Source organism: Leifsonia aquatica (genome assembly GCF_014190775.1).
In the GTDB taxonomy this organism is placed as follows: Bacteria; Actinomycetota; Actinomycetes; order Actinomycetales; family Microbacteriaceae; genus Leifsonia; species Leifsonia aquatica.
The window spans coordinates 2,045,154-2,058,765 of record NZ_JACHVP010000001.1 but is presented as its reverse complement, the minus strand read 5'-3'; the positions used below and the strand labels follow the sequence as shown (position 1 = coordinate 2,058,765).

Sequence of the window (13,612 nt, the reverse complement as noted above, 5' to 3'; positions counted from 1 at the left end):
GCGTCGGCCCAGGCGAGACCGCCGTTGCCGTTCATCCACTCGATCTGGTTGTCGAGGAGGGCGAGGGTCGCGACGGCCGGGGTGTTCAGCGTCTGGTTGAGGCGCGAGTTGTCGATCGCGTTCTTGATGCTGAGGAACTCGGGGATGTAGCGGCCGCTCGCGGCGATGCGCTCGACGCGCTCGATCGCGGCGGGGGAGAAGAGGGCGAGCCAGAGGCCGCCGTCCGACGCGAAGTTCTTCTGCGGCGCGAAGTAGTAGACGTCGGCCTGCGACGCGTCGATGTCGACGCCTCCCGCAGCGCTCGTTGCGTCGATGACCGTGAGCGCGCCGGCGTCGCCGTTCACGCGGGTGACCGGCGCCATCACGCCGGTGGAGGTCTCGTTGTGCGGCCAGGCGTAGACGTCGACGCCCTCCACGACCTCCGCGGTGCTGCGGGATCCGGCGGCCGCCTCGATCACGTGCGGGGCGTCCAGCCACGGCGCGGCCGCGGCCTTGGCGAACTTGCCGCCGAACTCGCCGAAGACGAGGTTCTGGCTGCGCTTCTCGATGAGGGAGAACGCCGCGGCGTCCCAGAAAGCGGTGGAGCCGCCGTTGCCGATGACGACCTCGTAGCCCTCCGGCAGGCGGAACAGGTCGGAGAGGCCCTGGCGGACGCTGCCGACGAGGTTCTTGACCGGTGCCTGGCGGTGGGAGGTGCCCAGCAGCGCCGCGCCCGGGCCGGCCAGGTAGGCGAGCTGCTCGGGGCGGACCTTGGACGGGCCGCAACCGAAGCGGCCGTCGGCGGGCAGGAGGTCAGTGGGAATGGTCACATCCGGCATAAAGAGAGTGTATTGGCTGTTGGATAGCGCGGAGGGCCGCACGGGCCCCATCGACGCGCCTGCACGTTTCTGTCATCGGCAGCAAGTAGGCTCTAGTGCGACATTCGCGTGCCTGCAAGTGGAGGGGTTCATGACCGATCTGATCGACACGACCGAGATGTACCTTCGCACCATCTTGGAGCTCGAGGAGGACAACATCGTCCCCCTGCGGGCGCGCATCTCCGAGCGCCTCGGCCACTCCGGTCCCACGGTCTCGCAGACCGTCGGACGCATGGAGCGCGACGGCCTCGTCGTCGTCTCCGGCGACCGCCACCTCGAGCTCACCGAGGAGGGCCGCCGCAAGGCCGTCAACGTCATGCGCAAGCACCGCCTCGCGGAGCGTCTGCTCAGCGACGTGATCGAGCTCGAGTGGGAGTACGTCCACGAAGAGGCCTGCCGCTGGGAGCACGTCATGAGCGAGCAGGTCGAGCGCAAGCTGCTCACCATGCTCGGCCACCCGACGGAGTCGCCCTACGGCAACCCCATCCCGGGCCTCGGCGATCTGGGCGATCTCGGCACCACCGAGGCCGCCACGCAGAACCTCGTGAACCTGGTCGACGTCGTGCGCGGCTCCGACTCCGGGGTGACTGCCAGGATCCGCCGCCTCGGCGAGCCCGCGCAGGTCGACCCCGAGCTGCTGCTGCAGCTCAAGCAGGCCGGTGTGTTCCCCGGCTCGACCGGCACTTTCTCTGCCGCCGGCTCGTACGTCGGCGTGCAGATCGAGGGCTTCGAGACCGGCCTGGAGCTGCCCAACGAGCTCGCCGCCCACATCTTCGTCGAGGCCTGAGTTCCGTTACCAGTTCGTTAAAAAAGCTCCGAAAAGATGTGACAAACGGGTAACCGTCCCGTAGTCTCTTACGAGTCCGAACGGGCCACAACCGGCCCACCAGGACCCGAACCGGGACGCTCCACACCCCCTGAACCCGTCTCCCGGTTCGTGAAGCCGAAGCCAATTCGCATCGGGCGGGGGCAGCCACCCTAGGGCTGCCGGAGCGCAGGAGGATGCACTTGGCCAACTCGAGTACGCCCGGCCCTGCCCAGGACCGCACGAGCACCGAAGCCACACCGACGACCGCCGCGACCGGCACCCCCGCCGACTCCGCACTGGTCTCCCGCCGCTCGCTCCGCGCTGAGCGCACCGCGCAGGCTGCCGCCCCGCAGCGCACGAGCACCGCCGCCCGTGCCGCCGCTCCGGCAAAGCCCGCCGCATCCTCGTCGTCCGGCGGTTCCGCCTCCACCGGCTCCTCCGCCGTCGTGAAGAAGACCCCCGCCAAGAAGCGCAAGGGCGGCTGGGCCATCAACGTCGCCGTCATGACCGTCGCGACCGGCATCATCGCCACCATGTCGCTCCCCGCCTTCGCCTTCAACCCGGACAACGCCGAGGGCTCGGCCTTCGGCCCCTCCGCGGCCGACAGCATGAAGAAGGCCCAGTCGCAGACCGTCGAAGTCGGCACCACGGTCGCCTCCACCGCCGTTGCCCGCGACGCCGCCTCCGCCACCACCGAGGAGCAGCTCGCCACGCAGAAGGCCGCTGCTGCCGCCGAGGCCGCCCGTCAGCGGGCCGCCGTCACGCTGACGAACTACGCGAACAGCTACTCCGGCCCCTCCGTCTCCGACTTCCTGGCCAACCCGCCCTACCCGAACTTCAGCCTCGACTCCGTCTTCTCGGTGGCCCAGCAGTACATCGGCACCCCGTACGTCTTCGGTGGCGCGTCGCCCGCCGGTTTCGACTGCTCCGGGTACGTGCAGTTCGTGTACGCCCAGTTCGGTGTCTCCCTCCCGCACTCCGTGTCGGGTCAGGCTGCGGCCGGCAAGCGCATCTCCATCGAGGACGCCCGCCCCGGTGACATCGTCATCATGTCGGGTCACGACGGCTTCTACGCCGGCAACGGCAACATCATGGATGCGCCCGAGGTCGGCCGGTCCATCTCGGTGCGTCCCATCTGGACGAGCGACTTCTACATCGTCCGTCTCGGTATCTGATTCGTGTCCGGCCGGTGAACTCCTCCCGGCCCGGCTGTGAAACGGCGCGCCTCGAATAGGAGGCGCGCCGTTTCTGCGTTACTCTGATCCCCTGATGTCGCTTCTTCCGGTGGACGATGTGCCCGGAGTCAGGTCGCCGCGAGTGACCCGACGGGCGAAGCACGGCCTTCTGGCGGCCGAGCGTCAACGCGATTTCCTGCTGTGCCGTCACCACGTGGAGCACTGCCTCCACCATCACGTGGTGCGTCACCACCACCATGCCGTTCCTTCATTGGGCGCTGTCCGCACGGACAGTGCCCTTTTTGTTTGCACTGCGGTACCCCTCACCCCTTCGCCTCTCGTCTTCCCGGAAGGTCGCAGATGAAGACTCTCGTCCTGAACGCCGGCTACGAACCCCTCGCGGTCGTCTCCTACAAGCGCGCCATCGTCCTGGTCCTGAATCAGAAGGCGACCGTGCTCGCCAGCGATGGTGAGCACCCCGTGTGGAGCATCTCCGGCAGCTACGAGAGACCGTCCGTCATCCTGCTCACCCGCTACGTGCGCCTCCCGCACGGCCGCACCGTCCCCGTCAGCCGCCGCGGCGTCCTCCGCCGCGACCTGCACCGCTGCGGCTACTGCGGCAAGTCGGCCACCACCATCGACCACGTGCTGCCCCGCTCCCGCGGCGGCCGCGACAGCTGGGAGAACCTCGTCGCCTGCTGCCTGCGCTGCAACAACCTCAAGAGCGACCGCACGCCCGCCGAGATGGGCTGGACCCTCAACATCACCCCGCGCGCCCCACGGGACGCCTCGTGGGTCGTGCGCGGCTCGGAGGCACCCCTCCCCGACTGGCAGGACTACCTGGCGCCGGCGGCGTGACAGGTTTTCGTTTTCGCTAGACTCGATGGGCTGGCCTCTGTAGCTCAATGGAAGAGCTGCTCCGTCCTAAGGAGAAGGTTGGGGGTTCGAGTCCCTCCAGGGGCACCGTCGTGGCGATAGTGATGCCGAGGTTTCGCACGGCCAGGGCTACTGAGGGGTCTTTCGGCGGCCATGCCGGACGGTGCGTCCGCGCCGACCGAGGTGTGCTGTGGCCACGCTGTCCTCTGCATATGCCGCCAGCCACACGGTGGCTCGGACGCGTCGTTCCTGAGTTATAAGCGCGTGAACCGCGAAAGGCGAGAGGGCGACGGCCGCGGAGATTCCGAGAACAATGCCGGTGATCAGGTTGCTCGGCCAGGGAAACTGTTCAAGATGTATCGGACTTGTCGGCGCGACCAAGAGTGCGATGAATGCGATCACGAGTCCAGCTAGTGCAAGCTCGATGTTGGATGAGTCATCGGCGGCGCGACGTTGCAGCTCGGCCCGAACTTGAAGGCGAACGCTCGGTGGTTCGCGTCTTAGGTCTCTAATTCGCGGAATTGTGACGTTGGTGTCGCGGTGGATGTGTCGTTTGATATCGTTCGGAACTCGGGCCATATGCGGGCTACCTCGGGCGGCTGCTAGACATCGAGGAGCTTCTCGAGGCCGGCTTCATTGACGATCGTGATGTCGTAGTCTCGGGCGGTTCTGGCCTTTCCCGAAAGGGAGTCGGGGTCAGCGGCGACGAGGAGCTTTGTCTTCTTGACGACGTTGTTCTTCACGATGAGCCCGAGTTCGGTGAGGACTTCCGCCCAGGCTTCTCGTGGCTTTGTCATCTCCCCGGTGAGGACCACGATGTCGCCTGGCTGGAGTCGGAAGCCGCTCGTCATCAGTGGTGCGGGTGCGGTCGGTGCCGCGGCTAGCGAGGTGGCGACGACGTCTTCGTTGATTGAGAGGATCTCCCCGATGCTTCGGATCTCTGTGGACTCGGCTTCGGTGAGGATGTGGTCCTCCCATGCCGTAGCGACGAGCCCATCGAAGTACGCGCGGTGAGCAAGCCAAACATCATCGGGGGTGAGACCGATCTCTTGGGCGAGCGCTTCGAGTGCCGAGGCTTCTGACACTGAGACGACGCGATCAAGGAGTACCCGGTCGAGTAGAGCAAGGTAGTCGACGTTGAGTTGTGGACCCAGGCGAGTGGCCGTGAGCGAGCCCACTAGTCGGTCAACGAAGGAGTGGTCCTGTTCGAAAATCTCGGTGCGAGCGATCCATCGAACGCTCGGGTCGACAGCGAAGGGGCCGTACTTTCCAGCCGAAGCAAGCCAGGAGTCCCAGTACGACCGATCCGAGACGGTCTGCATATACACGCTGAGGAGCTGTGCAGTCGCCAGTGCGTCCCCGGCAGCGCTGTGGGCGTCAGCCAGTTCCACTCCGACTGCTGTGCAGCATTCAGCCAGCCGACGATAGCCTGAGACGCCTTCGCTCATCCGCATGGTGCAGAGCCATCGCTCCGGCTCGGCCACTCGCAGGCCGGCCTGTGCCATCTGAAAACCGAGGAACCGAGAGTCAAACGATGCGTTATGCGCGACTGGAACGCGGTCGTCCAGCAGATCGGCTACGTTAGCGGCGATTTGTTCGAATAGGGGCGCTCGCGCCGCGGCTGCGGCCGCGATGCCGTGGATGTGTTGGGCGCCCATGTCGCGATTCGGGTTGACCAGAGTCTCGTGGCGAGTCTCGATCTCGCCGTCCGGCGACATCAGCACGATCCCGATCTCCACGATGCGGTCATGCTTCGTGGGAAACAGACCCGTCGTCTCCAAATCGACGACTGCGAACCCCTTGCCCATGCGTCACCTCCTCAGTGAGGCTAACGATCGAGAGAGGTCGTACGAAGCCGCCAAAACGGGTTACAGTCACCCGGCGGTGCTGAACAGAGTGCGCACCTGACTGCGGTTTCGCTTAAGTGCCTGCAGGCTTCGCTTCGGTTTCGATCACTGTGGCCTTGTTCTCGTCTATTTGGCCCAGGGTGCACTAACAATCGAGTGCGGTCATCTCCGACCGTCGAGCGCGCAGAGTTTCATTGATTTGGCATCACAGTACCGAGCTTTATCGACGCAACTACTTTCGCTGCGCTCCGGCGGGACGGCTGTTTCCAAGTTGCTCCCGCCCAGCTCTCGTCGAGTGCGAGGGAGGCCACCTGAGAACAAACAGCGCGTCATCCAGTAGCGCGCCGCATACGTCGAATGCTTTTCTTCGGGTGGGCCGACCCGCTGAGTAGCTCTTCTGTGGCAGTCAGAGCCGCTCCAGCAGCTCCGCCTTCTTGGCCCGGAACTCCTCCTCCGTAAGGACCCCTGAGTCCCGCAGTACGGCAAGCCGCCCAAGCAGGTCAGCGACGTCGATAGCGGACCTGTCCGTCTCCTCAGCTCGCTTCGGAGCGGGCAGACGGTCTCTGATAAGGCCAGAAACCATCGTGAACGCTTGCTCGGCCACGGTCGGCTTCTCCGTCGGCGTCGGCGCCACGTCGAGCTCGCCAGCGGATGGCTCAGCGCGGATAGCGCGCTGATCTTCGAGGACAAGTTCGAGGTGCTTGTACATTCCGTCGGTCAGCTTGATGAGAGATCGCTTGCCGTCGGTCCAATTGACTCTCACAACGCGCGATCGGTTCATGGAATCGAAGGTCGCATCGACCGCTGCCGATGCTGCCTTGCCGAAGCGGCCGGGCAGAGCGGCCCCCGCGACGGCAACGCCCACTTTGGCGATGGGGTTACCCGTGCCGTCGGTTGCGACATCGTCCCACTCTTCCACGTTCTCGGGAGTCAGTTTGCGGAACTTCAGCCCGGCCTGCACCACGAGGGTGCTTCCGACTGGTGTCGACACTGTCGCGCCCTTGTAGTCCCCGCCGATGACACGCCCATATCCCATGGCGTTACTCTAGCCACGGCGGGGGACAGCCGATGACGGCTGTGAACTCCGTGTTGCGCGCCAAGGCACGTCGACCGGAGCGGATGCAACAATCGCCTCTGCGAGGCGGTCGATGCTCGCGAGTATCTTCCCAGGCGAGCCGGTCAGGTCCAGGGCGTGGCAGTGCACGGTAATTGGCGCTCCGATGATGTCCACGGTCTTGGGTGTCTCTTCGCCGGATGCATAGACGAGGTGGCCGTCCCGTAAGCCGTACCGCGTGCAGTACGTTACCATCTGGTAGAGGTCGGCGTTGGGGTAGCCGGCCGGCCGCTCCGCCTTGTACTTGGCATCGATGACGGCGTCGATCCGTTCGTGACGCTGCCAGACAATGTCCGGGCGCACCACTGCGTGCCCCAACGCATCGAGCCGGTCGCTTCGCTGACTGAGCACCTGGCCGCCCGAGCGTTCGAGGGAGTCTCGAAGCGCGACGGACACGAAGTCTTCGAAGACCTGGGCGACGTCGACGAGGAATGCGGACGCCGTGTGCTCGCCGACGCGGTGCTCGATCGAGGCGTTCGTCAGGATGAGCCGAGCCAGTGACAGCGCGGGCTGATAGTGCTCGCTGCGACGATCGTCGCGGGTCCGGGGCAGAGGCAGCCCGCGCGGCAGGGCCTCGACTCCGGCGAACATGCCGCGGAAGTGAAGCAGCGTGCGTCTCGCAGCGGGGTCCAGGAGGGGCAGTCGCAGGAGTCGCTCTGCGGCAGCCGCCAGAATCCGGTTCTCGTCGATGTCGACGGTGAACTCGTCGAACCGCAGTTCAAGCGGTGAGGCGAGCCCTGGTCGTCGCTTGAACTGCTCTACGAAGTCGATCCGTCCGCGCACGACGGTGTCGCTGTCGTGGCGCTCCCGGTACCCCTGCAGAAGGCCCTGTTCGACGGCGACGCCGAGCTGCCGCAGAAACGCGATCGCGATGGCGAGCACGAGATCGGGTGCCGAGTCGAGGCGCGTGTCCTCCGCCAACCACAGCCGGCGGCGCTGGGCATAGCCGAAAAGGAAGAACAGCCTGCTGATCGAGAGCTTCGGACGGATGTCGACGCGGTGCCCGTCGATCATGAGCGAACCGACCTTCCGGACCTGGCTCACCGTCCAACGGCCATCGATCTCGGTGGGGACCACGGATGCCACCTGGCGCGAATTCAGCGCGGATGCGACCGCGCGCGGAAGGTCGACCTCCCGGGGCGCGGCCCACTCGTCGAGCTGGATGTGCATCTTCAGGCGGAACGACGGTCGAGTTCGGCCCTGAGAGCCTCCAGCCCGTAGCGGGCGTTCACGTCGACCCCATCGCCATAGTGATGCTCGGCGAGCAGAGGAAGCACTTCGAACGTCCAGATCTCGTCGAGCCGGGCAGGGCTCAGGTCGCCATCGCGTGCCATCACGTAGCTCGGCCCGATTCGGAAATCCCTGTCCTCGATGCGGTCATTGAGGAGCGCGAAGAGCTCCCCCACCTCTGCCGGGAGATCGTTGGCCTGAAGCCAACTCGGGAGGACCTGGGCAACGGGAGCTTCCCCGGGGTGAAGCTCGATGAAGGCGAACCGTCTACGCATGGCGGCGTCCATGAGCGCGATCGATCGGTCGCTGGTATTCATCGTGCCGATGATGAACACGTTCGCCGGGAGGGCGAAGGTTGTCTCGGGCTCGTACAAGAGGCTGACGCGCTCGTCTCGATACTCGAGCAGGAAGTACAACTCGCCGAAGATCTTGGCCAGGTTGCCGCGATTGATCTCGTCGATGATCAGAACGTAATTGAGCTCCGGATTCTTGGCGGCCTCGTCCGCAATCCGCTTCATCGGTCCCGCCTGGAGCGTGTAGGTGAGCGCGCCATCCTTCGTGCTGGGCCGGAGTCCCTCGAAGAAGTCCTCGTACGAGTAGCTAGGGTGGAATTGGACGAGCCGGATGCCCCCGTCGCCTCCGGTGATGTGGTCGGCCAGCGCGCGAGCGATGAAGGTCTTTCCGGTGCCGGGCGGTCCGTAGAAGATGATCTGCTTGCGGCGATGGAGGACGGCAAGCGTCCGGTCGAGCCAGTCGGTTCCGATGAAGACCCGCTGGGCCAGCTCCTCGGTCGCCGCCGGATAGTCGGAGACGGGGGTCGGTGCGAAGTCTTCTTTGTCTTCCGGCTGCGGAGCCTCCTCTGGTCGCCAAACCCGGAGGTACTCCTCGTCATAGAAGTCGAACGGCTTGCCGCCCTTCGTCTGCAGGGCGAGCGAGATGCGGTTCAGGTCGGCGTCGATGTCCTCGGCCGTGCCACCCGCGTCGCCGATGAAGGCGTCCCGGATGGCGAGCTTGTGATCGGCGGCCACGATGGACTGGAAGTAGTCCGGACGGATCAGATAGAGAAGGGCGTTTCGCTGTGTCGGGAACGATTCGCCGGCGACCTCGTCGCGAATGAAGTCGCGCAGGCGCAGCGGGTGTTCGAGGAGGTCTTCCTGTCGCTCGGGTGAGAGCTGAGTCCACGCCTTCACCATGTTGACGATGATCGTCATCGCTTCGTACAACTGGCTGCCCATCCGCGTACCGGGATTGAAGGCGCCGGCCGGGAACGCGGCGAGGATGGTCTCGGGGATGGTCACCGGATGCTCCATCAGGCGGAGGACGGCCTCGATGCGCGCCCGCTTCTTCTTCTCGCCGATGGTGCCGATCCAGATCGGAAGCAGTTGCCAGGTCACCAACTCGGCCATGAGCAGCTTGGCGTCGCCCGGCGCATCCTGCAGTTGCTGGGACAGCTTCTCAAGGAAGGAACCGCCCGCCACATGCGGCTGTTGGACGAAAAGGGTCACCAGCGCGTCGACATTCGCCTGCGTCCACACGGCCCGTCCGGGCGCGAAGACCGAGTCGCCCCGCTTGAGGCCGGCGTCGACGAAGAGTGCTGCGGCATCGCGCACGGACTGGTCTCCTCGTCCGTTAGGCAGGATGACGGAGGCCAGTTGCTGCTGAAGCTCGGCGTCGTCGTGGGCTTGCGTCGGCGTCTCAGCGAAACTCATCTTCGTCCTTTCGCAGGCGGTGGGGTGGCACACAATGAACCATATCGACCGGTATCCGTAGGGCGGCAGCGCCGGGCGTGCCCTACGCGGTGTTTGTCAGTGGGCCTGCTTCCAATAGCCTGTGGATCGAGCAGTAGATGCCCGGATGGATGTGGGAGACCGGCGTGGACGATGACATCGACATCGACATCGACATCGACTTCGATATGCGGTCGGACGCGAATGGGCGCGACCCGGATGCAGCACCCTGCGTGCGGGTAACCACTTCTCCAACTCGGTCCGTTGGCTGCCGGCCACTGCCCTTACGGTGGCCAGCGTCCTGGCTGGAGTCAAGCAAGTGGTGGAATAGCCTTCGCATCCTCGCTTGGCCTTCGCTTCACCGAGCGAGCTTCTAGCCGCCTGCGACGCTGCCAAACGGAGCGACGCACCCCCGAACGAGGTTCTGTCGGCTCGCACCGTAACTTGAGAGTCTTCATAGGCGAGTCGATTGCAGCAGGTCAACTCGTTTCGCGGACGCTGCAATAACGGTGAGAAGGATGGCTGGATGACACGGCAACTTTCGAGATGGTTTGGAAAACGACGGCTCGCCAGCCAGCCGACAAGCGTCACCCCCGCCACTACCACCTCACCCGGTGTCGAGGCGCGCCTTTCCGCCCAAGTAACTGCCACTCCCATGCTCCCTGGGTTCGAACATCTTCAATTCTTGGGTTTCTCCGACGTGTTGCGCAATTTCGCGCAGGGGACCTGCAACGGCTTCCGAACGGCTGGATACGCCTTGCGGCAGGACGGAGCCGTCCTGAAATGGGAGACCAGAAGTGCCCTCGTTAGCGACAACCAGCAGGGTGTGTTCGAGGCTGTGCGGTTCCCGACTCGCCTCTTCGGCGGTCTGGATCGAATCGTGACGCTCGCCGGCAGCTTCAATGGTGATGCTCGCGGTTATGTGCTTGCGCTGTCGGAAAACGGCACTGTTTGGGGGTGGGGTGAGAATCTTTACAGGGACCTCGGTATCGAGGGCCGCAACTACGAGAGGCCGGTTCAGCTGGATCCATTGCGCAACATCGTCAGCATTGTCAGTAGTGAGGACGGGGCGACCCGTTTCGCTGTCGGCAACGACGGGAAGCTATGGGCGTGGGGGAGCGGCTATAGCGGATGGCTAGGCGGCGGAACGCGCGACTCTCGAACGCACCCAGCTCAAGTCTCCAGCCTTCCTGCGATCGCAGAAATTCGACTTGAACGCCACGGAGTGAATGCTCTCGCAATCGACGGGACGGTGTGGACGTGGGGCGAGGATCCTGCCGCGGTAGAAGAAGACAACCGTGTTCTCGCTCCCAGTCAGGTTGAGGGGATACCAGCGATTGCCAGTCTCGGCGGCGGTAGAACGGCGATAGACCGGAACGGATCGGTATGGACGTGGGATGTGGACCTTGAAGCAACCCAGGTTTCAGGCCTGACCGGGATCCGCGACGTCGTGTACGGCAAGGACCTTCGATGGTGGGAAGAGAAGGCTGGACCTACGTTCCATGCCCTGAGTATGGATGGCCAAGTTTGGGGGTGGGGCGCAAACAACGCCGGCCAGGTGGGGGATGGAACCACAGCCGAAGTAACCGCCCCGAGTCGACTCCCCAATCTTTCGAACGTCGAGAAGATTATTGCCCTAGAAACCAGCCGCTACGCACTCCTTGCGGACGGATCGGTGACGGTATGGGGAGCTGTCGGAGCGGTGACGACCTCATCGGCTGGCGAAGAACCTGATCCGGGATTCGGTTCCTCCCCACGGCCCCTGTCCTTGCCCACGATCCGAGACGCCGCGTTCTCCGAAAAATGGGGAGCAGTGGATACCACGGGGCTCGGTTCTGAAGGAATCCGCGACCAGGTATGGGACCTGCGGGAGGGGCGAACCATGCTCATGGTTTGTGCTGCGGTCGGTGACATCGAGGAACTCCAGCTGATGCTCGAATACGGCGCAAACGTCGACCAGGCGGACGACGACGGCGACACAGCCCTCTACTACGCGGCAAGTAAAGGCAACACCTCGGCTGTTCGGATGCTACTGTCAGCGGGCGCCAACCCGAACGTTGCGAGCTCAACCGTCACACCTTTGCGGATCGCTGCACGGTCCTGTCTCTCGAACCTGACGGGGCAGATCATTCCGCCGGGGCGAACACACGCGGATTTCATGCACACGGTAATGGCTTTGCTTCGAGCAGGCGCCGACCCGGCACCCATCTACGAAGACGACTTGGTTCTCGCGCGGCACACGGCACAAGGAATTACGATCATCGAACGGCAGCACGTATCCGACCACCTCCGATACGACGACCTCCTCCTCGCAATCCGAGACCCTCGTTCTCGTCTGTGGTGATAGGTCCATCGGGGCGAAGTTCACACTCCGTCGTAGTTGGCGCCTGGTTACCTTCTGGGCGACGACTCGATTTGCCCACAATATGCTCACTATCGAGCGAGTTTCCATGTGATCAGAGCCATCTCTAGAAGCCCAAAGGCGTATATTTCCGCGTATTTCGGGATACCAGCAACGGTGATTAAAGACCCGTCCGAGTTTACGAGTCCCTCCAGGGGCAAGTTATCGCGCAGATGGCCATGATGAGTCGCCGACGGACTTGAATCTCTAGGGCGTCTTCTGACGTGGGGTATTCGAGGAACTCGAATCTGCGTCAGCGACCGAGACCTGTCCGTATTCTCGGTCGACAATGGGGGCTCATCATCTATCGTTCTAGGTTAGTCACCTCGCAAGCCGCGTGGGTCCATCAACTGGGGACGGCTGTATACCAGTATTCATTGCATGTCCCTCACTTCTCAGGTGCGGCTGCGCGAGCTGATCTTGGCGTTTCTTGTTCAAGCGGGAGGCGGTGCGCGACGTGCTGACGTTCTTGCGGGTGTCGATTCACTCAACCGCTCCGCTTGGACCTCGGACGATTTACGTGCTCCCGCGTCGCGACCATTTGAGAGCAACTGGCGCAATCGCGCCAGCTTTGAGCGGCAACGGATGGTCGACCTGGGACTGCTGGAACGTCGCGCTGACGGTAACTGGGTTCTGACCTCAGCGGGCACGTCGCTCGCCCAGCGAGGCGGAGCTACCGACTGGAGGGCCGCAGAAAGCAAGAGGCGAGAACTCCTGTGGACGTCGCTATTAGCTCGCGGTGGGCCGGCAGATGTGCCGGCCGGCCTGATACGTGAACTTGGCATCTTCTCCGGAGGGCGTGGCGTCTACGCGAATCAAGAGCTAACGAAGTCAGCTTGGGCGATTTCCGGTGCGGCGGTTTCCTTTCTGCACCTGGGACACGCATATGCAGATGAGATCTCTTCCACGGGGATCGGTTACCACTACCCAACGACTGCTAAGCCAGGTCGCGATGAGGCGGAAATCGCCTCAATGAGGTCGGCATTCGAAGCAGCGCTCCCTGTCTTCGTGATCGAGAACGGATCGAAAGGAGCGACCCGCACTGTTCATCGTGGCTACATCGAGCAGCTGAATGAAGTACTCAAAGTCGCCCTCGTGACGTTCGCCAACGACGGAGAGCTGCCACCCGTCCCGGCTCTCGACCACGAGAACCCGTTCGTCCTCGTCGAGGCAGATGCCGAGTGGACCTTGCAAAGGCGACGGGCAAGACCTAATCAGGCGCGTTTCGCCTTTGAAGTGTTGGCTCGATACGGAGCAAAATGCGCAGTCTGCGATGTCGATTCCGTTGAGGTTATGCAGGCTGCGCATCTTCGTCCCAAGGCGTCGAATGGGTCAGATGACCCGCGAAACGGAATCGCGCTGTGCGCCAATCATCACCTCCTTTTCGATCGTCTGATCTGGGGGATCGAGCCGGCGTCGCATCGTATCGTCCTGGCCCCAGGAAGTCGGTCTTACGAATCTCTAGGTATTGCCTATTCCAACCTCGCTCATCTCTCGATGCCTCCACACGAGGACGCGGTGATCGACTCCTGGAGCCGCTGGCAGAAGCAGCATTCACGGTGAATGGCTCGATGGGG

10 protein-coding genes and 1 tRNA gene are annotated in these 13,612 nt (G+C 63.9%); 6 read left to right on the top strand and 5 right to left on the bottom strand.

Annotated features, from left to right (window positions below):
- Positions 1 to 818: phosphoserine transaminase (gene serC / locus FHX33_RS09835; protein WP_183428399.1), on the bottom strand; the 818-nt coding region annotated here is incomplete at its 3' end.
- 130 nt (positions 819 to 948) lie between these two features.
- On the opposite strand from serC, the gene FHX33_RS09830 reads away from it, so the two are divergent.
- The 4 genes from FHX33_RS09830 (at position 949) to FHX33_RS09815 (ending at position 3,803) form a co-directional block, all read left to right on the top strand.
- Positions 949 to 1,644: an iron-dependent transcriptional repressor DtxR gene (locus tag FHX33_RS09830; RefSeq protein ID WP_039920651.1), complete on the top strand. Its 696-nt coding sequence runs from the start codon at positions 949 to 951 to the stop codon at positions 1,642 to 1,644.
- Positions 1,645 to 1,865: 221 nt separating this feature from the next.
- Positions 1,866 to 2,840, top strand: a complete 975-nt coding sequence (locus FHX33_RS21360; protein WP_221209342.1) for a C40 family peptidase — start codon at positions 1,866 to 1,868, stop codon at positions 2,838 to 2,840.
- Between the two features lie 360 nt (positions 2,841 to 3,200).
- Positions 3,201 to 3,698 carry an HNH endonuclease gene (locus tag FHX33_RS09820; protein WP_021763774.1) on the top strand — a complete coding sequence of 166 codons (498 nt, stop codon included), beginning with the start codon at positions 3,201 to 3,203 and terminating at the stop codon, positions 3,696 to 3,698.
- A 33-nt stretch (positions 3,699 to 3,731) separates the two neighbouring features.
- Positions 3,732 to 3,803, top strand: a tRNA-Arg gene (locus FHX33_RS09815).
- A 515-nt stretch (positions 3,804 to 4,318) separates the two neighbouring features.
- On the opposite strand, the gene FHX33_RS09810 is transcribed toward FHX33_RS09815, so the two are convergent.
- The 4 genes from FHX33_RS09810 to FHX33_RS09795 form a co-directional block, all read right to left on the bottom strand.
- Positions 4,319 to 5,524, bottom strand: coding sequence for an exonuclease domain-containing protein (locus FHX33_RS09810; RefSeq protein WP_021763772.1), 1,206 nt, complete (start codon positions 5,522 to 5,524; stop codon positions 4,319 to 4,321).
- A gap of 445 nt (positions 5,525 to 5,969) precedes the next feature.
- Complete coding sequence (locus FHX33_RS21355; protein ID WP_021763771.1) at positions 5,970 to 6,599, bottom strand: SHOCT domain-containing protein; 630 nt, start codon at positions 6,597 to 6,599, stop codon at positions 5,970 to 5,972.
- Between the two features lie 9 nt (positions 6,600 to 6,608).
- Entirely contained in the window at positions 6,609 to 7,847 is a 1,239-nt protein-coding gene (locus FHX33_RS09800; protein WP_021763770.1) for an McrC family protein, read from the bottom strand.
- A 2-nt stretch (positions 7,848 to 7,849) separates the two neighbouring features.
- Positions 7,850 to 9,616, bottom strand: a complete 1,767-nt coding sequence (locus FHX33_RS09795) for an McrB family protein (RefSeq protein ID WP_021763769.1) — start codon at positions 9,614 to 9,616, stop codon at positions 7,850 to 7,852.
- 544 nt (positions 9,617 to 10,160) lie between these two features.
- Here FHX33_RS09795 and FHX33_RS09790 point away from each other — a divergent pair.
- Positions 10,161 to 11,978 carry an ankyrin repeat domain-containing protein gene (locus FHX33_RS09790; RefSeq protein WP_081704011.1) on the top strand — a complete coding sequence of 606 codons (1,818 nt, stop codon included), beginning with the start codon at positions 10,161 to 10,163 and terminating at the stop codon, positions 11,976 to 11,978.
- 438 nt (positions 11,979 to 12,416) lie between these two features.
- Positions 12,417 to 13,598, top strand: a complete 1,182-nt coding sequence (locus FHX33_RS09785; RefSeq protein ID WP_021763766.1) for an HNH endonuclease — start codon at positions 12,417 to 12,419, stop codon at positions 13,596 to 13,598.
- Positions 13,599 to 13,612 lie beyond the last annotated feature (14 nt).